This is a genomic window from Butyricimonas sp. RTP31003st1_G1_RTP31003_210430 (genome assembly GCF_040920905.1).
Lineage (GTDB): Bacteria > Bacteroidota > Bacteroidia > Bacteroidales > Marinifilaceae > Butyricimonas > Butyricimonas paravirosa.
The window spans coordinates 1-23,568 of sequence record NZ_JBCOSQ010000064.1; the positions used below are offsets into that span (position 1 = coordinate 1).

Here is a 23,568-nt window from a genome sequence, read left to right on the forward strand (position 1 = left end):
AGGTAAGAGAATCCGGGGATGATCGGGTAATGGTAACAGAACGGGGAACGACGTTCGGGTATCAGGACTTGATCGTGGATTACCGTGGAATCAGTATCATGCAACAGGCTTGCCAATGTCCGGTGGTTGTGGATGTGACACATTCTTTGCAACAACCGAATCAGGCTTCCGGGGTAACCGGGGGACAGCCTGCATTAATAGAAACAATAGCCAAGGCCGGAATTGCCGTGGGTGCCGATGGTATTTTTATTGAAACTCATGCAGATCCTCGTTGTGCGAAGTCGGATGGGGCAAATATGTTACGTCTGGACTTGATTGAAGGATTGTTAGAAAGACTGGTTCGCGTCAGAGAAGCGATAAGATAGTTTATAAAGTTATAAGGTTCATAAAGTTATAAGGTAATTTCCACTTTATAAGCTTTATGAACCTTACAGATTATTATTATTCAGTGGGTTTAATGTCCTGTACTTGTCCTGTAATCCACGTTTTGTTTCTTTCCCGTATTACATTCGTAACTCCCGTTTCAACCATACGGCCATTACGGGATCGGGAATAATCACTTGACGTTTTTCTATTTCTATAAGTTCTTTCTTTACCAAGGCTCGTTTTACGATGCTAACATTGGCCGACGAGCCGAGTTGGTACTTATGCAAAATCTCCTGTGTGGTAAACTCACTATGAACTCCATCTATGATTGCTCGTAAAAAATTCATTTGATAAGTTGTAAGACTCTCGGTTTGCTTTTCGAATAGCGGTGTATTTTGGTCGATAATATCTTGATATGCTGTCTCGTAATCTTGTTCCGTGGCAATTTTGTCCGTATGAATCCATACTAACCATGCCAACTGCTGCACGTATGAAGAATGATTATCTACTATTTGGCAGATTTTTTCAGCTAACTTTTCTGAAATTCGTTTGCCTGTAGCTTCGAAACGCCTACATATATAGTCTATCCAATCCCGAGTCTCGATTTTTGACAAATAGATAGCATCCCCGAATTTATAGAAAGGAAGGCTCTTTTTTTCGAAGAGTTCATTCATCAAATGTTTCTTGCTACCGAATAGACAATACGATACCGACTTTTGTAATTGCCAAATAGAGCGTAATCGCTTTTGGAAGGTTTTGGAATCTTTGAACTCGGCAATCTGCTGGAATTCGTCGATACAAACGACTATATTGCAACCTTTTTTCTGCGCTATTTTTTCAGGGAGCTGCAAGATTTCATCGATATTGTTGCTCTTAGGATTTATTTCAAGCGATATGGAAAAATCCGTCATGGGATCGGTCCCCATCGAAATTTTAGGACTGATACGGGAAAGGAACAATTTAGCGTGCTCGAGCCATTCATCCAATTTTGAAGATGTCTGTTTGAGAATAGCGGAAGCGAATGCGTCATAAAAATCTCGATCGCTGCGACAAGAAAAAATGTCGAGATAGACGATTTTTAATTTATCTGATTGTGCCAAACCGCATGCTTTCTGTACCAAAGAGGTCTTCCCCCAGCGGCGAGGTGAGATTAGTACCGTATTTACACCATGCTGAAAATTTAATACCAAGCGTAACGTTTCTTTCTCTCGGTCCGTGAAATTGTCGCCTGATGTTGCAACTCCAAATATAAAAGGCTTATTCTCCATAATTCTTCGAGTGTAATTCAAATGTAAAGATAAGTAATATTTTTATTACTAACAATGTTATTACTAATAAAAGTATTACTTATATTGAGCCTTTTAACTCTTACTCTTCCACGTAAATCTCTAGGACTTGCGTTATGTCATCCGGGTATAGCGTGAGATTTTTAAAACAAGCGGGTATAAGAACGGTTTCCCCCTTGTTGACCAATACCGGTTCGCATTCCCCGGTTGTGATGGTGAATTTTCCTTGCAGGCACATGTAGATTACAAATGAATCGAGGTGAACGTACTCTTTCTCTATGTCCCGGTCAAATACGAGTAAATTTGTGGTAAAATAGGGACATTTCACGAGTTTTGCAGATTGATTATCCTGTGGGGTATAATTTACCCGGTGTTGTGGTTGATAACTGTAATCGATCACGTCTGTGGCTAAATCCGTGTGTAGTTCACGTGTGTTCCCATTGGCATCTTTCCGGTTGTAGTCGTAAATTCGGTATGTAATGTCGGAAGTCTGTTGAATTTCCGCGATCAGGCATCCTTTTCCGATAGCGTGTACTAGTCCGGCGGGAATAAAGAAACTTTCTCCCTTTTTCACTTTCTGTACATTCAATAAATCCATGAGTTTGTTCTGATGTAATGCCTGAAGATAGGTTGCCTTGTCAATTTCGTGATTGAATCCCAACACGAGGGAGGCATCCTTTTCTGCATCGACGATATACCACATTTCAGTTTTACCGTAGGCATTATGACGTTCTTTTGCCGTCTCGTCATCCGGGTGTACTTGGATGGACAGATCGTCATTCGCATCAATATATTTAATTAATAGGGGAAATTCAATGCCGAATTTCTCGTAGATATGATCCCCGACGAGGTCTCCCATGTACACTTCGATTAATTCTTGTAAGTCGTTGTCAGCAAGGATTCCGTTTGATACCACCGAGATATTGTCCTCCACGGCTGATATTTCCCAACTTTCACCAATGGATTCTTCGTGTTCTTCACTTTTATAAGCTAGTCTTTCACCTCCCCATATCTTTTTTTTGAGAATTGGATGGAATTTTAACGGGTATAACATGATTTATTATTTTGTTAGGCATAATTATTGTACTAAGAACAAAGATAGGAATTTTGTGAATGGGGGATTATAATTTATGGATTAATTTTGCGAATAGAATTACGGTTAATGATATAAAAACGGAGTGAAATGAAGAAATTAGGAATGTTAGGTCTCATCGTGGGGAGCTTGTGGTTGGGTAGTTGTAGTGACGATGATAAAGATTTTATGTTAGATGTCAATCGAATGACAGGTGTTGATTGGTATTACAATAGAACTACGAGTAAAAATTATTCGTCATTCTCGGATGAAAATGTGCTGGAAATAAATCGTTTTGATAAGAGCGGGGAAATAAAGGGCGTTGATTTGCGAGGTGTGATTGATTCTGTGGCAGGAACGTGGCGGGATGAAGGGGAGAATATACTTGCCGTGGATTGGAAGAATGGGAATGCCGAGACGTGGACCGTGGAAAATTGTACGTCCAAGAAGTTGGTGGTGAATAATGGATGGGGAGAACGTGAGTATATCACGAAGCCATCTTACCTTGAAAACTTGACAGGCGACGCTTTCTGGGTAAATAAGTTTGTAGATGGAGTAAGTAAACCCCAACTTGGTTTCCGGATTTCAAATGACCGGAGTATGCGTGCGGGGTACGTGCTTGCTTTGTTATCGGATGATGAGTCGGTAAAACTGAAAAATTATAATAATGTTTGGAAAGGAGAGGCGGATATTAGCCGGGTAGAAGATCGGAGGATACGTTTTTCCTGTCGCATTGGTTCTGATTACGTGAAATTTGATGAGTTTATTACGGCAGATAATTTTCCATCCATGCGATTAACGGATATTGATTTTACTTCATCAATAAAAGCAGGATATCCTAATCAATTGGAAATTGAATGGAATAAATTTGAAGGTGAAAACGTGTATTATAAAATGGAGGTGTATTCAAAGGATAATGAAGCCGATGTGTATTTTGAGAGTGGATTATTCTCTTATGATAATGGTAAATACACTCTTAACGAGAGTACTATCGGGAAAATTAATAAATTGAATAAAATTGATTCAAAGAAAGAGTACACCCTTCGTTTGACTGCGGTTATGTTGGAGCCCGGGGTAGCCTCTAATAGTGTGATCGCTGAGAGTCGTATCCAGGCTGTTGTGTATGTCACGGCTAAATACTTGCTTGGAAAATAACAAGTTGGGATTACACTGCAAGGAAATTTTTAATTGCTTGAGCCAGTTTTTCCGGCTGTTCGCTATGAATCCAATGACCACATTGTGGAAGTTCGACGAGGCGGGCAGCCGGAAATTCTTTTTGCAGGCATTCTAGCCCTGTGATCAGGTTGGATTGTTCTCCTTTAATGAATAGGATTTCTTTGTCGTACGTGCTGTTAGGCAGTGAGGACGGGCAACCGCTAATCTCGTCAAAATGCTTGCTGATCACCCGGTGGTTGATTTTCCACTCGAAACCGAAAGATGTCTTTTTGATGTTTTTCAAAAACAATTGTTGAGAACGTTCCGTTCTGAAATGTTGTTGAATGGCTTCCTTGACTTCTTCCCGGCTATGCAACCGGGAAAGATCGAAATTTGCCATGAAATCAATAATCCGGTTATGACTTCCCCCGTCCTGTTGGGAATAGGATACAGGGGCAATATCCACGACCACGGCTCGATTCACAAGTTCTGGTCTTTTCAGTAATAAGGCCATCACGATTTTTCCTCCCATCGAGTGACCCACGATATGGGGACGGAGGGGGAGTTTTAAGTTTTCAACGAGTTCAATGACATCATTACTCATTACCTCGTAATTCATGGCCTCGTCATGGGGAGATTGACCGTGATTACGGACATCAGGTAAGATGACTTGGAATTTATCTTCTAGTAAATGGGCAATGGGAAGCCAATTTTCAGATGCACCCCATAGACCGTGAAGTATAATTAGAGGAGTCCCCTCTCCAATGGTACGAAAGAATAATTTCATATTAATTCGGTGTGATTTGTGATACAAATTTACAAAGAGAGAAGGAATAATGCTAATTTTTTATTCTTTGAATTCTTTTAGCTCATCAAGGCTTTTTTGTATATCATTACAGTGTTTTTTATAGAAAAGTCTATAAATTGTAAGTAAGTAAATTGTTGATAAAATTGCAATTGATATAATTAGGATGGCAAGCCATGGGTAATTTTGTGCATGAATGGTGATAAAACGAATAGTAAGTAAGGTTACTAAAATAGGAATACTAAGGATACATTCTTTTTGAATCCAATTTCGATATGTGTATATGATTTGTGATAGTTGGAAAATATCGTTATTTTCTAAATCGAACTTTTTTAGCCACCAGAGCTTAAAGCTTGTCCAAATAACTGTACTTCCTAAAAGGATTAAAATAGTTATAGTCCAAAGCATAGAAGGGGGATATTTGACAAATTGTATTAGAATTAGAAAAACAGGAATTACAACTAATCCCAACGAGAGGCAAAAGATTTCTGCACGAAAGAGTTTATTGTAAGTCGTGATTGTCCGTTTTTGTAGCATTTCATGGATAATCCTTTTATTAAGGATCTCATTTTTCTCTAGGCGTTTATTTAGTAATTCCCAGTTGAGTTTTAGTTCTTCAAGTTCCATCACGATTCAAATTAGTTGTTAAACAATCTTTTTAGTTTATCTTTTATCCGGTTTAGCTTTGTACCTACATTTGTCACGGATAATCCCGTGATAATGGCAATTTCTTGGTATGACTTTTCTTCAAGATAGAGTAATATCAATGCTTTTTCAATAGCATTTAAATAGTTGATCAAATTGTATAGCTCTTGGATCGCAGACAATTCACTTTCGTTTTCTGTAATCAAATTTATGTTTGTCGATAGAGGCACAAATTGAGGTGATTTGGAAAAACGTCTATAGAAGGAGACACAAGTATTCAGTGTGATTTTATAAATCCAGGTGGAAACCTTACATTCGTTACGGAATCGGGGGTAACTGCGCCATAGGTTCAGTACGCTTTCTTGGTACAGATCATTAAGGTTATCCTTGTCTTTCGAGTATATATAGCAGACTTTGTATATCACTCGCTAATATGTTTCAATGAGTAAAACAAACTCATTTTCCAGTTCTTTGTCTTTCTTCATCTTGTTTGCTTTTGTCCTATTAGTCGTAATGGAGAGCTTAAAATCACATGGAAGATTAAGAAAAATCGCAGAATAAAAAAAGACCGCAATAAAGCGGTCTTTTTCATATTACACGAAGTAAAATTAGTCTTTCAATTTAGCTTTCAAGAACTCTCTGTTCAAACGAGCGATGTGTTCGATAGAGATGCTCTTCGGACATTCTGATTCGCAGGCTCCCGTGTTGGTACAGTTACCGAATCCGAGTTCGTCCATTTTAGCCACCATAGCTTTAGCACGGCGAGCAGCTTCGATCTTTCCTTGCGGAAGAAGAGCCAACTGGGAAACTTTAGCAGCCACGAAAAGCATAGCTGAAGAGTTCTTACAAGTAGCGGCACAAGCCCCACAACCGATACAAGCGGCAGCGTCCATAGCCTCGTCGGCAGCCGGTTTCCCGATTGGAATTGCATTTCCGTCAGGAACACCACCCGTATTTACTGAAACGTATCCACCGGCTTGCAGGATCTTCTCGTAAGCACCACGGTCCACGATCAAGTCTTTAATTACCGGGAAAGCCCCGCAACGCCACGGCTCGATCGTGATGGTTGCCCCATCCTCGAAACGACGCATGTGTAATTGACAAGTGGTCACGTCATCATCCGGTCCGTGGGCGCGTCCATCGATGAATAAACTACAGGTTCCACAGATACCCTCGCGACAGTCGTGATCGAAAACCACCGGTTCTTTGTTCTCGCTAACCAGTTGTTCATTCAGAATGTCAAGCATTTCAAGGAATGAGCTACCGGTTGAAATATCATGAATCTTGTAAGTTTCAAACCCACCTTTTGATTTTGCATCTTTTTGACGCCAGATCTTTAGGGTTAGTTCTTTTAATATTTTATCTGCCATAACGATTTTTCATTTAAGATTATTTATAAGAACGTTGAGCTACCTGAATATTTTCAAATACAAGGGCCTCCTTGTGTAATTCAGGTTCTTTGTTGTCTCCCTTGTATTCCCAAACGGAAACATACTGGTAGTGTTCGTCATCACGTTTTGCTTCACCTTCTTCGGTAACTGATTCCAAACGGAAGTGACCTCCGCAGGATTCGTTACGATCCAAGGCATCCAATGCCATCAGGTGTGCGATGTCGATGAAGTCTGCCACACGACCGGCTTTTTCAAGCTCGTTGTTCATAGCGGTAAACTCTCCGGTTACGCGCAAATCCTTGTAAAATTCTTCTTTCAACTCGGCAATTAATTTGATTGCTTTTTTCAAGCCCTCAGCCTCGCGAGCCATTCCGATGTAATCCCACATGATGTGTCCCAACATTTTGTGGAAGTGATCCGGTGATTTCGTACCCTTGATGTCATACAATCTACGCAAGTGATCGGTAACGTTCTTTTCAGCGGCGTCGAACTCCGGCGTGTTAGTTTTGATTTTCGGGGTTTGAATATCGTGTGCGAGATAATCTCCAATCGTGTACGGCAGAACGAAATATCCGTCAGCCAAACCTTGCATTAAAGCAGATGCCCCCAAACGGTTAGCACCGTGGTCAGAGAAGTTACATTCTCCGATAGCGTACAATCCCGGGATGGTAGTCATCAAGTTGTAGTCAACCCAAAGACCTCCCATAGAGTAGTGGATTGCCGGGTAAATCATCATCGGGTTGTTGTACGGGTCTACAGCAGTGATCTTTTCGTACATCTGGAACAAGTTTCCGTAACGTTCTTCAATCACGTGTCTTCCCAAACGGTCGATAGCGTATTTGAAATCCAAGAATACGGCTTTACCGGTGTTGTTTACTCCGAATCCAGCGTCGCATCTTTCTTTAGCAGCACGGGATGCCACGTCACGCGGAACCAAGTTTCCGAATGCCGGGTAACGACGCTCCAAGTAGAAGTCACGGTCTTCGTCCGGAATATCGTTCGGGTTTAACGTACCAGCCTGTAATTTCTTGGCATCTTCCAATTTTTTCGGAACCCAAACACGTCCGTCATTACGTAATGACTCGGACATCAAAGTCAATTTACTTTGTTGGTCTCCGTGTACCGGGATACAAGTCGGGTGGATCTGCACGAAGCAAGGATTTCCGAACATAGCACCGCGTTTGTAAGCTTGCCAAGCGGCACTACCGTTACATCCCATGGCGTTGGTTGACAAGAAGAACACGTTACCGTATCCTCCGGTAGCCAGTACCACGGCATGAGCTCCGAAACGTTCGATCTTTCCGGTAACTAAGTCACGGGCAATAACACCTCTTGCTTTTCCGTCCACGATAACGATATCCAATACTTCGTGACGGGTATATGATTTGATTTTACCTTTTTCAATCTGACGGTTCATAGCCCCGTAACATCCTAACAACAACTGTTGTCCGGTCTGACCGCGGGCGTAGAACGTACGGCTTACCAATGCCCCACCGAAAGAACGGTTGTCCAAAAGACCGCCGTAATCACGAGCAAACGGTACACCTTGAGCGACACACTGGTCGATGATGGCGTTACTTACCTCTGCCAAACGATACACGTTAGCCTCACGAGCACGGTAGTCACCACCTTTAATAGTTTCATAAAATAGCCTGTATACAGAGTCATTATCGTTCGTGTAGTTCTTAGCAGCATTGATACCTCCTTGTGCAGCGATAGAGTGAGCACGACGGGGAGAATCTTGATAGCAGAACGTGGTTACATTGTATCCTAGTTCAGCAAGACTGGCAGCAGCCGATCCACCGGCAAGTCCGGTACCCACGATGATAACATCAAGTTTTCTTTTATTAGCAGGACTCACAACATTGATATGGGCTTTGTGATTCGACCATTTCTGGGCTAGCGGGCCTGCTGGTATTTTAGCGTTTAATTCTGTCATAACCTTAGTAATTTTAAATTTTAAGTTTTAAATTTTAAATTTAGATCGTTGATTCATGCAATTTAAAATCTACAATCTACAATTTAAAATGGTTAGTTTGCCAGTCCAAGCATGAAATAAAGCGGAATGATGCTAAAGCCTGCAGCAATGATGAAAGCGAAAATTTTAGCCAAACATTCCAGTCTTTTTCTCCAAATTTGGTTACAGAAACCGATAGATTGGAAAGCTGACCAGAAACCGTGGGTCAAGTGTAATCCCAAGAAAATACCTCCCAAGATGTAAAGGAAACAGTAGATGATACTTGATTTAAATAGTCCGGAAACCAAAGCATAGGTGTTTTCCATGGTAGTACCGTCCACGTTGATCTCGGTTAAGAGAGGATCTCCGGCAAACTTGATTTTCCACCAGAAGTTCCAAAGGTGAACAAACAAGAAGATCAAAACCAGACCTCCCAAGATGTACATGTTTCTGGATGACCATGTACAATTCCCTGATTGTCTGCGAAGATCGTACTTGATAGGACGTGCGCCTCTGTTTTGAAGAGTCAGGATTGAAGCCAAGATGATATGGATAATGAATCCTATGGCAAGAATCGGTTCTACGATTTTAATGATAGGATTCGTAGCCATGAAATGGGCCCCGATGTTAAATAACTCTCCACTATTATCTACAATCAAAAGTAGATTCAGTGCTAAGTGGACGCACAAAAACGCAATAAGAAAAAGGCCTGATAAACTCAGAATGATCTTTTTCCCGATCGACGATGTTAAGAAATTACTCATAATTAGGTCTATTTATTGATAACTATTTAAATTCTTTATCCGGCACAAAAGTATCTATTTTTCCGTCATTTTAAACGGGTTTATCTATTTTAAAATCATTCTAAATATACAGAATTTTTTCCGTAATGAAATGAGTTATTAAGGTTTATAAAGTTTATAAGGTTCATAAAGTATTTACAGCGTTTTATCCCTTGTACACGATGATTTACAATAAATGTGCCAAGGGGTCTTTTTGTTGTGCGAATACTTGAAATATTACTTTATAAACTCTATTTCAGGATTGCTTTATAAATGACCTCTTGAATTTTTGTACGGATATTGTCTTTGATAAGTTTGTCGTTGAATTCGTTGGGGTAAATCCGGTTGGATAGAAAGATGTAGATTAATTGGTTGTCCGGATCGTTCCACGCGATGGCTCCCGTGAATCCCGTGTGTCCGTAACTGGAACAAGGGGCTTCCTTGCAGGTCGGGCCTGATTTGTTGGGCAAGGTTTCCGGTTTGTCGAATCCGAGACCCCGTCTGTTTTGGTCGAGAGGTAATTGTGTTTGAGTGAAAAGGTCAATAGTCGTAGAATCGATAAGACGTTCCCCCCCGTATGTCCCGCGGTTCAGGTAGACGCTCATGATTTTGGCTAGATCTTCTGCCGTGGAGAACAAACCGGCATTACCGGACACTCCGCCCATAAGTGCTGCGATCGGGTCATGCACGTACCCGTGTAATTGAGATTTTCTGAAAATATCATCTTCATTGGCGGGAACCACTCTTTTCATGTCGAGATTAAAATGAGCGTTGAAGTCCGTGTTATAGGCTCCCAGTCTTTTAAAGAAATGTTTCCGGCAATAAACGTCAAAAGGTGTGGCGGACTGTTCTTCCACGATGTCTTTTAATAGTACGAATCCAAGGTCGCTATACGTGTATTTTTTCTGGGGGAGCAGTTTGGAGTTTAAAATCAAATCGTGAATGGAGTCTTGGAAATGTTTGTGAATGTAGAAATGTGGGGAAACGACCAAATAGCCTTCGCCCCCCGTGAAATTAAACGTGCTGTCCCGGTACGTGAATTTGGGATTCAGGTAAAGTCGATCTCGGAGTTTGCGGGTATTGGTTTTCGTGTATTTTGTCGTGAACAACCGACCTTGCATTTTATCCCAGTCAATGGCGTGCTGGAAGAAAGAAAAAGATGCCCTTAATCCGGCTGAATGTAACAACAATTCCTTGACGGTAATATCTTGCTTGTCGGTTTCCCGAAGAGAGTAAGAGTATCGGACAATCGGGGAGTCGAGTGTTATATATTGCTGGTCATAAAGCATCATGACAGCCGGAAGAGTAGCCGCTATTTTCGTGATGGAAGCGATGTCGTATATGTTGTCGGTCGTGTTTTTCTTTTTTCTATCATACGTGTTGAAACCAAAGGCTTTGTTGTAGACAATATAACCGTCTTTTGCCACGAGAACCTGGCAGCCGGGAGTTGCTTTTGCTTTTATGGCGGCTTGGCATATGCTGTCAATTTTAAGTAGGATCTGTGAATCCATGCCGCAACTTTCCGGCTGGTAATATCCTAACCGCAGTTTCGGGGTGGATAACCCGGTACCGGCGGGATAATAGCGGTTAATGCTCACGGGTAATTTTCCGTTCACGTTGATTCCCCCGAAAATGGCTTGGGCGGCAAATTGTTGTGCGGGAGTGTCGTGTGAATAGCTCACGATGATGGCATCCATGGGAAGGTAGCTGTACAGGTCGATTCCGTAGGGTGTGGCCGGATGGCAGAACACGATGTGTTTTCCTTTCAGTTGCTTGATAATATTGACAAGTTCCATGGTCGCCCCGAATTGCCGGGATGCCGTGTTACGGGCGGCACTGTTATACAGGATAACACAATTGTATTCCGATAGATTGGTAATCAGTTTCTCCACTTTTTCTTTTGAAGCACCAGGAGATAGAGAAAAGTGAGCGCAAGGGGCGTATTTCTCTAGTGTACTCTCGAAAACGGGGGCTTTCCGGTCTCCAAAATTCAATGAGGCAATGCGTAGCGTGTCTAAATGTGTCAACGGGAGCAAGAGACCGTCATTTTTCACGAGAGTAATCGCTTTGGCGTATGTTTCTTGTAATAGAGCTTTGGCTGATGGGGAACTCAATCGTTCGGTTAGCCGGGCGGTATCCACGGGAGCAACATACGGGAGTACGAATTCTGCTTTTGCTTTAAGGACTTTCCGGCATTTTTCGTTGATCATCTCTTCCGTGAGAACGCCTTTTCGGATGGCTGCTTTGATTTTCCTCACGGAAGCTTCCACGTTTTCCGGGAATAACAAAATGTCGTTTCCTGCTGCTAGCGCCTCTACATCAGCCTCTCCGGGAGTTCTTCCTTTGGTGACACCTTTCATGTTCATGGCGTCCGTGAAACACAGACCGTCGAAGTGTAATTTATCGCGTAGCAGGTCCGTGATGATCTGTTTGGATAGAGAAGCCGGGATATTGGCCGTATCGTAGGAAGGTACGTTTAGGTGGGCAATCATGACACCCGGTATCCCAGCCTCGAAAAGTTGGCGGAAGGGGTACAATTCAACCGTGTCAATACGTGCCGCGGAGTGGCGAATCAAGGGTAGTGCCAAGTGGGAATCGACGTCTGTGTCCCCGTGTCCCGGGAAGTGTTTAGCCACGGCCATCACGTGCTGGGATTGCAGGCCTCGCATGTATTGCAGGGTCCGGTTCCCAACCTCTTCTTTCTTTTCCCCGAATGACCGGATACCGATGACCGGGTTTTTAGGGTTAACATTAATGTCGGCCACGGGCGCAAAGTTCACGTGGATACCCATTGTCCGGCATTGCTGTCCGATGGCTGCTCCCAGACGGTAAATCAGATTCGTGTCTCGAATGGCTCCCAACAAGGTCTGGTTGGGAAATTCCATGGCGGGTTTGATCCGCCAGCCGACCCCGTTTTCTGCATCCATACCGATCATGAGGGGTATTTTAGCACTCTGTTGATAGGTGTTTGTCATCAAAGCTTGACTTCGTGGGCTGCCTTGAAAGAAGATGATGCCCCCGATGTGATACTTTTCAATGGTTGCTTCCAGGTGGTTCTCGTACACGCTGTCTTTGTTGCTATAGGCTGCAACCATGATCAGTTGTCCGATCTTTTCATCCAGGCTCATGGTATTCAGCGTTGAATCGGCCCACGAGGACTGAGCCTGACCGTGGAGAGAGGGGAGGAGCATGCAAAATAGTCCGATTACGGGAAGGAGCTTGTGCATGGTAGTTACAAGTTTTAGCGTTAGAGGTTGGTTAAATAAAAGTGCGGCAAACATGAATTGATTGCCGCACTTTTATAGGTGGATTGGAAATTATTTCAATAATTCAGCAATCTTTTGTTTTAATTCGTCACCTCTCAAGTTCTTGGCGATGATTTTGTTGTTTTCGTCTAACAAGATCGTGTGAGGAATTCCGGTTACGCTGTATAATTTAGCAGGAGCTGATTGCCAACCTTTCAAGTCAGAACCATGTTTCCATACCAAACCGTCATCAGCGATAGCTTTTACCCAAGCCTCTTTGTTGTTATCCAAAGATACACCGAAGATTTCTAATCCTTTCGGGTGATATTCTTTGTAGATTTCAACTACATGAGGATTTTCTCCGCGGCAAGGACCACACCATGATGCCCAGAAGTCAACTAATTTCACTTTACCCTTGATGTCATACAAAGAGATTGATTCTCCTTCCGGGGTAGTTACCGTGAAGTTCGGAGCGATTTGACCAATTGCGGTACTTTCTAATTTGGCGATTTGAGCAGCGATAGCTTTACCGTGTGCGGTAGCTTTTGCTTTTTCTCCAAGTAAAGCATATTTTTCTTTCAATTGCTCGTATTCCATTTGTCCCATTCCTGATACGATAACAAAAGTTGAAACGTAAGAGTCCGGGTTTGCTTTAATCAATTCAGCTTCTTTTGCTTGAGCCGCCTCAACCACTTTTTGGAATTGATCTTGGATTTCTTGCATTTTAGCTTGATCCCCAGCTTGGTTAGCTGCTTGGAATTCAGGCATCAATTTTTGTTGTTCTTGTTGAATAGACATATTGAGTGCCATGAATTGGTCATATATTTTTTGACCTTCACTACCGGTTACATTTAATCCGGCTTGTCCGGCATTAACGGTAATATTTGCGTTTTCCAGCATGATCGGTAAGCTGAAACGTTGTCCAACTACCATAATGAAAGCTCCTGTCGGTTCGCTTACTTTACCGGTAAATTCGAATGCTCCGTTAGTGATGTCTGATTTTGCTAACGTGTCAAGTTTCGTCCCATCGAAATTGGCGATGAACGCTTTACCGTCAGGCATCCCTTCGATTGTCCCGGTTACCTTATAACCGCTTTGGGCATTACATGCTGCAAGCGTCATACTTGCTGCAACGATTGATAATAAAAGTTTTCTCATGTGTTTTAGTTTTCTAAATATGAAATATTGTGTCTTTAATGAATCTTAGCTTTCATGAACCAGATTTCTTTAAAGGCAATGTTTATTCTTAATTTTGCGTACTTCTCCAAAATCTGGTTATTTCGGTGAGTTCCGCGCATACCTAAATCAACGGCAACTCCCAACATCAACTCTTGGCGAGCTAGGCGAAGAGGCATTTGGGTTCCGACGGTTAGACCATAAGTGTTTATGTCGGTATAATTGAATCTGAGTTGGGAGCGAGTGAAGTAGGCTCCGGCCGTGTATTTATTTCTTTGCCACCAATAACGTCCGGTTTCGTTGGGTTGTAATGATCCTCCAATGGCTGCTTTATGGTAATCTTGGAATTCCTGATTCGTTCCGAATTCTTCGTAAGCTGACATTTTCTGAAATGTGTAATCTCCTGCAAATACCCATTTCTTATTATATTGATAGGAAGCTCCAACAATCATTCTGAAAGGAAAAAACACCTCTCCATTGTCCCAGCTTTCGTCGTTAACATTTATGATGGCACCGCTTGTATTACTAATTTTATTGGCAACAAAAGTTCTATTTCCATGCAATGATGTTCCAAAATTAAAACTACCTCCAAGCGTTAGTTCTGATTTTTTGGTTAATGGTAAGGGGATTTGAAAGCCTAATGTAAACAAACTACTATTGATGCGAGTTAAGGTTTGTGATTTAAGATAGTATCCACTTGTGGCAGGTTGCATCACAAGAGTTAGACGGTCTTCAACTTTACCAAATACATAAGAGGCATTTACTCCCACTGATAATCGACCAAATTGATAAGCCACTCCTAAATAAGCCTCGTTCAATCCGCCCAATCCCTCTAATTGCTGTACATAAAACATGGTAGGATCCTCAATTAAGGGATAGGAATAGATCAAATCGAACCCTCGGTCTGATCTCTGTATTAAGCCCAGCGAAACGAATGTTTTTTTATATACTCGGAATGCCATGTTTAGTGAGGCATTTTGAGCCACTTTATAGTTGGAATGATCTTTATAAGTAGAAACATCGACGTATTCTCCTGTGACTCCCATTTGGAAATAGAATCTCATTGAATCTAATGCCGTGTAAGATGCCGGGTTTAAGAAGTTGATATTATAATTATCCCTCATGGCAGCAGAAACTCCACCCATTCCTGTATAGGCTCCATAGTTATCAGGTAATAATCCAACTCCGAATTTGGAATAGGGGGTACCCATATTGTTTTGTCCCCATGCTCCGAGGGTAAAAAGTAATATTGCAATGCTTGTAAATATTTTTTTCATACTCATTGTTATAAACGGCAATAATTTTTTTACTAATAGTTTGCGTAATAAATTCGTAATACCGGGGTCTTGTCAACGATAAGCCTTTGGAACGTGAGATTGTTTGCTCCCACAAATGTATTGATTTCATCAACGCCGACTTGTACGGGGCTACCTGCTAAACCGATTAGTAAATTAAGTTCCGGATCTATACCTCCGGTCCCATTACTTACCATACTGTTATAATAATCTGTGATGTCTATTCTATATTTCCGGTCTTCCTTGTAGTTCGGGTTTGTTTCGAGGTACCCGAATACCGAATTACCAGATAAATCGGTTAGCTTACCGGAGATTCTAGAGTATTTATCTAAAGTGAATACTTGAATAGTTGTAGGCTCCGGGATGTCTTCAAAATTATCGATTTGAGGCTCCAGAACAATTTCTACCTTTAAGATTGTCCGGTAGGGATTCACATCCGATTTGAAGGGTAATTTCATCTTTAACATGTACCCGTTCTGACCTTGAATGACGGCTTTGTTTTCTTGGGTATATGGTAAAGGATTGTTCCATGAAACATTGCTAAAACGATCGGATGGTGTATGTTCGATGTTCGTGAATGCGTAATATCCTCCGCTAGAGTAAGCGGCCAAAGGCTGAAACGAGTATGTTCCGGTCTTTACATCCAGATGATAATGACATGTTAGAGACAAGCGTGAACCGTCGATTGGTAATAAAGCCATGTTATCCTTGTCCGGAACGATCGTTAAACCGGCAAAATAACGCATGAAATCCAATGAGTAATTCTGGTTTAGAATGGAATCCTGTCTTCGGATGAGGCTAAAGAGTTCCCTTCCTAGGGCATCATCTAGCTTGAAATACGCTTCTTTATTTCTTTGCGTGAAAAATTGTTTTTCCAACCTGACGCTCAATGTGGCTAATGGTTTCTCTGGGTCATATAGTGGCAGGGTTTCATTACTGTAAATACAGGGATCGTCGAAATCCGTAGGTGGAAAATTCTTCAGCCGATAGACCCGGTAGGTCTGCAAAGTTGCTGTATCTCCTGCCAGAATCTTTGTTTCGTCATACTTAAATGGAAAGGCAAGGGTCAAAGAATCGTAAACGTAATTGTCATCATAATTCGGAATCCCAGTATTCCCACTTCCGATAAGCTGGAAATAAGGAGTGGCAGTTGTAACTCCCGTGGTTTTATCAGTCATTTTCCCTAAAGTGAGCTGATTACTTTCCAACATATTAGTTAATATATTAAGACTTGTAGGAAATGAATCCAGTCGAACGGTGGATGTCTCGATGTCGAAAGTTTCTATATTCACGTAACCCTCGGCGGGGACCATCGTATCTCCAATCGTGTTTAGGTCATTGTTGCATGAATATAGAGCGAATAAAAGACCTGCCAGAAAAACTATTCTCATGTTATAATCTGTTTTGATTTAATCAAGATGCGAAGGTATAACTATTTTCTAAAATACGGAAGAACCTGCGGTCATTTTATCTGAATAAATTGTAAAAAAGAGAAACAATAGATATTTCGTCTTTTTTTTATTGGATTTGTTTTTAAAATGTGTAGTTTTGCCTACTGTTTTTGTAGCATGAAGAGAATTAGAACAAAGTAAATAATTTAAATAACTAGGTAAATAGATAAGTATGAGAACATTAAATTTTTTGGTTCTGGCAGTATTAGGCTTAATCTTTGCTTCTTGTGATGACGACGATCATCTGGGGGATTGGGAAAAATCGGTAGAGTTTGGTGGCGCACCCCGAGAGGCAGCCGTATGTTTTACGGATCCAGCAACCGGAACTGTTTTTGTTAGTTTAGGATTAGGTGCTAAAGGTGCAGAATTTACAGATACGTATTATTTTAATGACGAGGATGAGGGTAGATTAAATTGGAAAAAAGTGACAGGAGAGAATTCTGAATTTCCGGCACCAATGAATACAGGAAAAGGAGAAAACCTTGGTAATGGTCGTCATTCTGCCGTGGCTTTCGTGATTGGAGAATGGGCTTATGTAGGAACGGGTTATGTGCCTGCTTTTTCATTTGGCAATACTGGTGACCAAGAGAATATCCGTGATCGTAAATATTTTAATGATTTCTATCGGTTTAATGTGAAGACAAAACAGTGGGATAAAACTTGGTCTTCTAAAATCGTTGTTAATGGTACAGAGGTAGAAGGTCGTCGGGATGCTATTGCATTTACTGATGGAAAGTATGGATACGTGGGAACGGGTTATGGCGAAGATAATCGGGTATTCAAAGATTTTTATCGGTTTGATCCGAATGCGGGTGCAACCGGGACATGGGAAGAGGTTTCTTTCCCGGGAGAATCTCGTTATGGTGGAACCGCTTTTGTTGTAAATGATGCCGCTTATGTATGTTTAGGAGCTAAGAGTGTTGGAGCTACTTCTAATTATGCTACGGATGTAATAAAGTTTGACTTTGCAACGGGAGTATGGACAAAGATGGATAATTCCTTAACAGATAAACCGGGTGTAAAACAGGATAAGGATTATGACCGGATTCCGCGTGTATATGCTATTTCTTTTGTTTCAAATGCAGGAAATGATGGCGAAGAATACGCTTATGTTGCAACTGGTACAGGAAGAAATCCTAGAACTGTTTGGAAGTATAACCACAAAAAAGATCAATGGCATCAGATGGAAGATTTGTCTAATATGGCAAGTGCTTTGGTTATGGGTGTAGGATTTACTTACAAAGGTTATGGATATTACACTACTGGTGGTGGTAGTGCAGATGTTTATACCAATTTGAACCCGGATACTTGGAGATTTATTCCGGATGTAAAAGAAACTCGTAGAAACGACTATTAATTTAGTTATTCTAAATATTAATTAAAGCTATCCAGACATGGATAGCTTTTTTTTTGTATTAGAATCTGCCTGTATTCAATACTTATAGGAGATTACGATCTAATTTTAATCAATGATTATAATTTATTAATGCCTACCTGATAAACGGAATCTATCAAGATGTATTTGTAATCGTGAAATTTGCACTGGTCGAGGTTATGTTTGTTTGTCTTGCATAGTTCCTCTATGGTTAATGCTGTCGGTAATCTTTTTTCGATGACATTTTCATGACTTAAAATATTTGCGAAGTTGTTTTTAATGTATTGCTCGCTAAATATAAGGCAGATATATTTTATATACCGCAAGTATTCGGGGATAAAATCTTCTTGCCAGCTAAAGGGAATGTAACATCCTTCAATGATCATGTTTTGGGCATTCTCGATGCAAGTTTTGATGATTTCCTTGACGATGGGCCATAAATGACTCGTTAATTCTGACTCGTTACTTTCCGGGTTTAGGGGACATTGCCCGCTTCTGATAAGTCCCATTTTTAAATGGTCTATGGATAAATAGGGATATTTGTATTTCTCCAGTAGTCTTTGAGCTAGTAATGTTTTACCAGTATGGGTATCTCCCGCTATTAATATGATCATTTTTACGATGTTATAGTTTTATCCTGTTGTTGTTTTATTTCTTTATGATTTTGTAAATATATGAATAAAATTGAAAACTTAAATAGGGGGATAATTTCCGTTATGTATTCGTTATTCTATCGTTGAAGTATGGCTTTATAGGAACGGACAATTAACGAGGAGGTAACTGGATATAGAACAAGTATGTAAGTTTTGGTATGCAGGAAAAAGAGTGATGGAGTTGATAATATCATGCGGGAGAGAGATTTTTGGGAGGGTAAAAGAATGAATAGAATGAAGATGCGAACTTTTTTATTATCTTTATCCCCGAAAATATATGTTTATCGAATGAAGAAATTTGGCGTTATTATATTCTTCTGTTTGGCGACATTGGGGGTGTCGGCACAATGGAATACGGCAAATATGTTGCGAGTGGGGAAGAGTGCGATCATGTTTGACGACTACGTGAGTGCGATCGAGAATTTCAATAATATTATACGGATAAAGCCCTTTTTATCCGAACCTTATTTTTTCCGGGGACTGGCAAAGTTGAACTTGGATGATTTCGAAGGAGCTATCCGGGATTACACGCAGGCGATTGAGCTGAACCCGAACTATTTCCATGCTTATATGTACCGGGGGATTGCCTATCATAATATGAAACAGTACGAGGAGGCCATGCATGATTATAACACGGCGATTGCGATCAATCCGGGAGAGGCTTACGTGTATGCGAACAGGGCAATTACCGAGGCTGATATGGGAGATTACAAGGCGGCGGAGAAGGATTATTCGAAGGCGTTGATTATCGATAAAAATTTATTACCGGCATATTTGAACCGGGCAATCATGCGGGAGAAACTGGGTGATCAAGAAGGAGCCATCGCGGATTGTAACATGGCCATCAAATTGAATATGTTCTCGGATGATGCTTATGGTTTGAGGGGATATTTAAGGTTTCAAGCAAAAGAGTATCACGACGCGATAGAGGATTACAACAAGGCTTTGAAGATTAACCCGGAAAACAAGCGGATTCTTATGAGCCGGGCGATTACGTGGTACGAGATGAAGAAATATCCCGAGGCTTTGGAGGATTACACGGCAGTCTTGAAGGTGGATAGTACTTACGCGTATGCTTATTATAACCGGGCTTTGTTGAGGTCGGAAATCGGGGATGTGAATAATGCCATTCAAGATTTTGACCAAGTGTTGGAAATGAACCCGGATAACATACTGATTTATTTCAACCGCGGGTTGTTGAAGATGGAGATCAAGGATTACGAGGGAGCTTATAACGACTTTTCTCAAAGTATATCAATATACCCGGATTTCGTGAAGGCGTATCTGGCAAGGGCTGCGACGAGCATGGATATGCGGGATTACGATGCGGCCGAAAAGGACCGTTACAAGGCGGAGGAGATCATGGATCGGTATCGACGGATGAAAGACGGAGACCAGAATGCCTTGGTAGATACCACAGAGAATTTTAAGCGATTGATAGATATAAACTCCCGGGATGACCGGATGAAAGACGTGATTAACGGACGTTTGCAAGACCGGAACGTGATTATCGAATTGCAGGATATGTTTATCGTGCAATACCTGTCGCTGGATACGTTGCGGAAAGGGAAAGTGCAATATTTCGACAAGCGGATCATGAAGTTTAATCAGGAGCATAATTATAACCCGGCCTTGACTGTTTCAAATAAGAAATTTAATTACCCGAGGGAATTCGAGGATAATTATATCGAGAGTTTGTCTTCGGATATTCGGAAAAACAAGAATGTCACGGATGCTTTGTTGCTGCGTGGGTCGTTGTATCTGAACCGGGGAGATTACACGAAAGCGATCGAGGATTTCCGCGCGGTGTTGGAGCGTGACCCGAATCATCTGTTCGCTTTGATGAACTTGGCAAGCGCCCGTTCCCGGATGTACGATTACATCGAGTCGATAGAAGAGAAGACTTCCCGTGTCGTGGGTGAGGAGAAAAAAGTGGAGCGAAACGTGGATTATTCTTTGGTGCTGGAGGGGAATAACAAATGTTTGGAGATTGATCCGGAGTTCGTTTTTGCCATGTTTAATATTGCTAACGTGTACGCCAAGAGCGGTGAGATTCAGAAAGCAATTGATATGTACACGAAAGTGCTGGAAGTGGATAAGGATATTGCCGAGGCTTATTTTAACCGGGGCTTACTCTATATATACCAAGGAAACCGGAGTGCTGCTAACGTGGATTTGAGTAAGGCCGGGGAGCTTGGATTAACGGATTCTTACAGTATCATCAAGCGTTATTGTTCGGTGGAGGAAGAGTAAGAGGAGATAGAAGTTCATAAGGTCTATAAAGTTTATAAGGTTCATAAGGTTGGTGGAGCCCTGCGAGGCTCTTTGGTTACGGTTACTGGGGCAGCCGGGGGGCCTTGTGTGGTTGGAATCTAAAATTTAAAATCTACAATTTTTTAATTCTCCATTCTTTGGGGTAGTAGTTATTTACCCGGTTGCCGACTTCTTTTACCCAGCCTAGCCCGATGCCTTTGTAGGTGATGAGAATCCATTCCCCTTGAGGGGCCTCGAAACGGATGTCTTCTTTGCGTAGGAATTGGAGGGCCGTGGAGAGGTCCACTTCTTGACGGGTAACGTGTTTTTGTTGCAGTTTGTGGTATAGAGCCAGAGCGTGGGCGGGTTTCGTCTTCCCTTTAATACATTCTCCGATTTCACATCCTTTATAAATGACCCCGGCTTTGGAGGAAAGGTATTGGATAAATTCGGCGTGTTGTTTGGGAAGGATGCCTAATGTTTCTCCCGCGATGTAAGGCGTGTATTTTGTCATGTCCGGCAGGAGGGGGAGGATGTCTGCCGGGAGTTTGACTGCGGGGGACGGGGTAGCTCGCTTTTCTTTTTTCATGGTAAAGGGTGTCCCGTCATTTTTTTGAATGACTCCCATGAATAAACCTTCTCCGCTAGTTTTGTGCGGGTAGAAATGGTACCCGTGGAGAGGAGAGGGGGACGGGGTGATGGCTGTAAAATTATGCCGGATTTCAACGGATGATGCATCGAACGTGGTTAAAATCCAGTTTAATATATCTTCATTTTCTCCGGGGTTGTAAGTACACGTGCTATACACGAGATAGCCCCCGGGGGCGAGAGCATCCCACACGTCGGAAAGTATTCTTTTTTGACGCTCTTCGCAAAGACGCAGATTATTCTCGCTCCATTCCATGATGGCTTTTTCGTCTTTCCGGAACATACCTTCCCCGGAACAGGGTGCATCCACGAGAATCATGTCGAACGCTCCCTTCATTCCCGTGAAACGATTGGGGTCGCTGTTGGTGACAACAATATGATCATATCCCCATTTAATAATATTTTCTTTGAGAATGGAGGCTCTTGATTTGATTACTTCGTTGGAAACCAGTAGTGAATCCTTGGGCAGATTGTTTGCCAGTAACGTGGATTTGCCACCCGGAGCTGCGCATAGGTCGAGAACCCGGAGAGGGGTATCCCCGCTTATCTGCTGAAGAACGACTTGCAGAAACATGGAGGAGGCCTCTTGCACGTAATAAGCTCCCCCGTGTAGCAACGGGTCGGAGGTGAACGAGGGACGTTCCTTCAAGTAGTATCCATTACTGCACCAGGGTACTTGTCGGGAAAGTAATTCAGAGAAGGGGAGATCGGTGTTTGCTGTTTTCTCCGGGTTTAACCGGATGGAAGTGGGGGACTCCGAAACTAACGCTTGGAAAAAGGTTTCCGATTCGTTCCCAAGGAGCTGCTGCATCCTTTCTGTAAATGCTGGCGGTAATGAGATCATAGACACTTTGGATTAATGGGGCAAATTTAGTGATTTATTTCCTGATATATTTTACCTTTGCGAGAGAAAAGAGATCGTGGAGTTGATTAATAGACAGAAATAGAATGATTGAGATTAACGAAAATTTTAGTTTAAAGGAATATAACACGTTTGGTATAGACGTGACTTGTAAATATTTTGTGAAGTGTGATCAAGAGAGCGAATTATTGGAATTTGTGGGATCATACGAGTTAGACCCGGAGGAAATTCTACTTTTGGGAGGGGGAAGTAACTTCTTGTTCACGGAGAACTTTGACGGGGTTGTCTTTTATCCCGTGATGCAAGGGTGCGAGATCGTGAGGGAAGATGATAAGTACGTGTTTGTCCGGGTAGGAAGTGGTGTTGTGTGGGATGATTTCGTGGCGTGGGCTGTCGAACACGGGTACGGAGGGGTGGAGAATCTTTCACTGGTTCCCGGCCATGTGGGAGCAACCCCGGTGCAGAATATCGGGGCTTACGGGATGGAAGTCGGGGAATGTATTGACCGGGTGGAAGCCGTGGATATCGTGAAGGGTGAAAGGGTGACGATTGATGCCGAAACATGTCGTTTCAGTTACCGGGACTCTATTTTTAAACATGAGTGGAAGAACCGTTTTCTAGTAACGTATGTCACTTTCCGTTTGGCAAAACATCCCGAGTTTAGATTACATTACGGGAGCGTGAAAGATGAAGTAAACCGTTTGGGTGAACTTTCGTTAAAAACGATACGGCAGGCCATTATTCGCATACGGGAGGCTAAATTGCCGGACGTGAAGGTATTGCCTAATGCCGGGAGTTTTTTTAAAAACCCGATGGTTGAACGTGCAGTTGCGGATGCCTTGCTGGAAAAGTATCCCGCGCTGCCGATTTATACCGTGGATGAAGGGCACGTGAAATTGGCTGCCGGGTGGTTAATCGAAACTGCCGGGTGGAAGGGAAAAGTTGTCGGCAATGCCGGGGTACACGACAAACAAGCGCTGGTGTTAGTGAACACGGGCGGGGCAACTGGCATAGAAATTGCACATTTAGCTAACGAGATAAAGAAATCCGTGTTCCTTCAGTTTGGAGTATGGTTGGAACCGGAAGTAAACGTGATATAAAAGTGATATTAAAAATTCTGTGATTGACGATTCAATGATTAGGAGATTAAA

The 23,568-nt window shown here is 42.0% G+C and carries 18 protein-coding genes and 1 pseudogene; 5 read left to right on the top strand and 14 right to left on the bottom strand.

Annotation, left to right across the window (positions count from 1 at the left end):
* Window positions 1–365, top strand: a pseudogene (locus AB5542_RS16735) (3-deoxy-8-phosphooctulonate synthase); the annotation flags it as partial.
* A 138-nt stretch (window positions 366–503) separates the two neighbouring features.
* Here the strand turns inward: AB5542_RS16735 and AB5542_RS16740 are convergent.
* Window positions 504–1,634 carry an AAA family ATPase gene (locus AB5542_RS16740; protein ID WP_279039979.1) on the bottom strand — a complete coding sequence of 377 codons (1,131 nt, stop codon included), beginning with the start codon at window positions 1,632–1,634 and terminating at the stop codon, window positions 504–506.
* 100 nt (window positions 1,635–1,734) lie between these two features.
* Window positions 1,735–2,706 (bottom strand): type I phosphomannose isomerase catalytic subunit, encoded by a 972-nt coding sequence (locus AB5542_RS16745; protein WP_124317839.1) that lies wholly within the window; start codon window positions 2,704–2,706, stop codon window positions 1,735–1,737.
* A gap of 129 nt (window positions 2,707–2,835) precedes the next feature.
* Here AB5542_RS16745 and AB5542_RS16750 point away from each other — a divergent pair, with 129 nt between their 5' ends.
* The gene (locus tag AB5542_RS16750; RefSeq protein WP_279039981.1) at window positions 2,836–3,879 is read left to right on the top strand and encodes a hypothetical protein; all 1,044 of its coding nucleotides are present in this window, start codon (window positions 2,836–2,838) and stop codon (window positions 3,877–3,879) included.
* Between the two features lie 10 nt (window positions 3,880–3,889).
* Here AB5542_RS16750 and AB5542_RS16755 read toward each other — a convergent pair whose 3' ends face one another.
* The 10 genes from AB5542_RS16755 to AB5542_RS16800 form a co-directional block, all read right to left on the bottom strand.
* Window positions 3,890–4,666, bottom strand: a complete 777-nt coding sequence (locus tag AB5542_RS16755; protein WP_279039983.1) for an alpha/beta fold hydrolase — start codon at window positions 4,664–4,666, stop codon at window positions 3,890–3,892.
* Window positions 4,667–4,726: 60 nt separating this feature from the next.
* Window positions 4,727–5,311: a hypothetical protein gene (locus AB5542_RS16760; RefSeq protein WP_279039985.1), complete on the bottom strand. Its 585-nt coding sequence runs from the start codon at window positions 5,309–5,311 to the stop codon at window positions 4,727–4,729.
* An 11-nt stretch (window positions 5,312–5,322) separates the two neighbouring features.
* Window positions 5,323–5,754, bottom strand: a complete 432-nt coding sequence (locus AB5542_RS16765; RefSeq protein WP_279039987.1) for an RNA polymerase sigma factor — start codon at window positions 5,752–5,754, stop codon at window positions 5,323–5,325.
* Window positions 5,755–5,937: 183 nt separating this feature from the next.
* Window positions 5,938–6,699 (bottom strand): succinate dehydrogenase/fumarate reductase iron-sulfur subunit, encoded by a 762-nt coding sequence (locus tag AB5542_RS16770; RefSeq protein WP_340279611.1) that lies wholly within the window; start codon window positions 6,697–6,699, stop codon window positions 5,938–5,940.
* Window positions 6,700–6,718: 19 nt separating this feature from the next.
* The gene (locus AB5542_RS16775; RefSeq protein WP_087421928.1) at window positions 6,719–8,659 is read right to left on the bottom strand and encodes a fumarate reductase/succinate dehydrogenase flavoprotein subunit; all 1,941 of its coding nucleotides are present in this window, start codon (window positions 8,657–8,659) and stop codon (window positions 6,719–6,721) included.
* Between the two features lie 92 nt (window positions 8,660–8,751).
* The gene (locus AB5542_RS16780; RefSeq protein WP_087421927.1) at window positions 8,752–9,441 is read right to left on the bottom strand and encodes a succinate dehydrogenase cytochrome b subunit; all 690 of its coding nucleotides are present in this window, start codon (window positions 9,439–9,441) and stop codon (window positions 8,752–8,754) included.
* 269 nt (window positions 9,442–9,710) lie between these two features.
* Entirely contained in the window at window positions 9,711–12,686 is a 2,976-nt protein-coding gene (locus tag AB5542_RS16785; RefSeq protein ID WP_279039988.1) for a glycoside hydrolase family 3 N-terminal domain-containing protein, read from the bottom strand.
* A gap of 90 nt (window positions 12,687–12,776) precedes the next feature.
* A complete protein-coding gene (locus AB5542_RS16790; protein WP_087421925.1) occupies window positions 12,777–13,862 on the bottom strand; it encodes a TlpA disulfide reductase family protein in 1,086 nt (361 codons plus the stop codon).
* A gap of 35 nt (window positions 13,863–13,897) precedes the next feature.
* A complete protein-coding gene (locus AB5542_RS16795) occupies window positions 13,898–15,157 on the bottom strand; it encodes a hypothetical protein (protein ID WP_118305817.1) in 1,260 nt (419 codons plus the stop codon).
* A 32-nt stretch (window positions 15,158–15,189) separates the two neighbouring features.
* Window positions 15,190–16,566 carry a DUF4270 family protein gene (locus tag AB5542_RS16800; RefSeq protein ID WP_279039991.1) on the bottom strand — a complete coding sequence of 459 codons (1,377 nt, stop codon included), beginning with the start codon at window positions 16,564–16,566 and terminating at the stop codon, window positions 15,190–15,192.
* A gap of 232 nt (window positions 16,567–16,798) precedes the next feature.
* Between AB5542_RS16800 and AB5542_RS16805 the strand changes: the two genes are divergently transcribed.
* Window positions 16,799–17,983: a hypothetical protein gene (locus AB5542_RS16805; RefSeq protein ID WP_118305806.1), complete on the top strand. Its 1,185-nt coding sequence runs from the start codon at window positions 16,799–16,801 to the stop codon at window positions 17,981–17,983.
* Window positions 17,984–18,099: 116 nt separating this feature from the next.
* Here AB5542_RS16805 and AB5542_RS16810 read toward each other — a convergent pair whose 3' ends face one another.
* A complete protein-coding gene (locus tag AB5542_RS16810; RefSeq protein ID WP_279039993.1) occupies window positions 18,100–18,615 on the bottom strand; it encodes an adenylate kinase in 516 nt (171 codons plus the stop codon).
* Window positions 18,616–18,942: 327 nt separating this feature from the next.
* On the opposite strand from AB5542_RS16810, the gene AB5542_RS16815 reads away from it, so the two are divergent.
* A complete protein-coding gene (locus AB5542_RS16815) occupies window positions 18,943–20,907 on the top strand; it encodes a tetratricopeptide repeat protein (protein WP_229128348.1) in 1,965 nt (654 codons plus the stop codon).
* A 133-nt stretch (window positions 20,908–21,040) separates the two neighbouring features.
* On the opposite strand, the gene AB5542_RS16820 is transcribed toward AB5542_RS16815, so the two are convergent.
* Window positions 21,041–22,399, bottom strand: coding sequence for a methyltransferase RsmF C-terminal domain-like protein (locus AB5542_RS16820; RefSeq protein WP_279039995.1), 1,359 nt, complete (start codon window positions 22,397–22,399; stop codon window positions 21,041–21,043).
* Window positions 22,400–22,503: 104 nt separating this feature from the next.
* On the opposite strand from AB5542_RS16820, the gene murB reads away from it, so the two are divergent.
* Window positions 22,504–23,517, top strand: a complete 1,014-nt coding sequence (murB, locus tag AB5542_RS16825) for a UDP-N-acetylmuramate dehydrogenase (RefSeq protein ID WP_168044623.1) — start codon at window positions 22,504–22,506, stop codon at window positions 23,515–23,517.
* Window positions 23,518–23,568 lie beyond the last annotated feature (51 nt).

Bases quoted from the DNA above. Each gene is read 5' to 3' on its own strand.
- AB5542_RS16745 (WP_124317839.1), bottom strand. From the start codon at position 2,706: ATGTTATACCCGTTAAAATTCCATCCAATTCTCAAAAAAAAGATATGG.
- AB5542_RS16795 (WP_118305817.1), bottom strand. From the start codon at position 15,157: ATGAAAAAAATATTTACAAGCATTGCAATATTACTTTTTACCCTCGGA.
- AB5542_RS16805 (WP_118305806.1), top strand. From the start codon at position 16,799: ATGAGAACATTAAATTTTTTGGTTCTGGCAGTATTAGGCTTAATCTTT.
- murB (WP_168044623.1), top strand. From the start codon at position 22,504: ATGATTGAGATTAACGAAAATTTTAGTTTAAAGGAATATAACACGTTT.
- AB5542_RS16820 (WP_279039995.1), bottom strand. From the start codon at position 22,399: ATGATCTCATTACCGCCAGCATTTACAGAAAGGATGCAGCAGCTCCTT.
- AB5542_RS16770 (WP_340279611.1), bottom strand. From the start codon at position 6,699: ATGGCAGATAAAATATTAAAAGAACTAACCCTAAAGATCTGGCGTCAA.
- AB5542_RS16810 (WP_279039993.1), bottom strand. From the start codon at position 18,615: ATGATCATATTAATAGCGGGAGATACCCATACTGGTAAAACATTACTA.
- AB5542_RS16780 (WP_087421927.1), bottom strand. From the start codon at position 9,441: ATGAGTAATTTCTTAACATCGTCGATCGGGAAAAAGATCATTCTGAGT.
- AB5542_RS16790 (WP_087421925.1), bottom strand. From the start codon at position 13,862: ATGAGAAAACTTTTATTATCAATCGTTGCAGCAAGTATGACGCTTGCA.
- AB5542_RS16755 (WP_279039983.1), bottom strand. From the start codon at position 4,666: ATGAAATTATTCTTTCGTACCATTGGAGAGGGGACTCCTCTAATTATA.
- AB5542_RS16815 (WP_229128348.1), top strand. From the start codon at position 18,943: ATGAAGAAATTTGGCGTTATTATATTCTTCTGTTTGGCGACATTGGGG.
- AB5542_RS16750 (WP_279039981.1), top strand. From the start codon at position 2,836: ATGAAGAAATTAGGAATGTTAGGTCTCATCGTGGGGAGCTTGTGGTTG.
- AB5542_RS16775 (WP_087421928.1), bottom strand. From the start codon at position 8,659: ATGACAGAATTAAACGCTAAAATACCAGCAGGCCCGCTAGCCCAGAAA.
- AB5542_RS16785 (WP_279039988.1), bottom strand. From the start codon at position 12,686: ATGCACAAGCTCCTTCCCGTAATCGGACTATTTTGCATGCTCCTCCCC.
- AB5542_RS16760 (WP_279039985.1), bottom strand. From the start codon at position 5,311: ATGGAACTTGAAGAACTAAAACTCAACTGGGAATTACTAAATAAACGC.
- AB5542_RS16740 (WP_279039979.1), bottom strand. From the start codon at position 1,634: ATGGAGAATAAGCCTTTTATATTTGGAGTTGCAACATCAGGCGACAAT.
- AB5542_RS16800 (WP_279039991.1), bottom strand. From the start codon at position 16,566: ATGAGAATAGTTTTTCTGGCAGGTCTTTTATTCGCTCTATATTCATGC.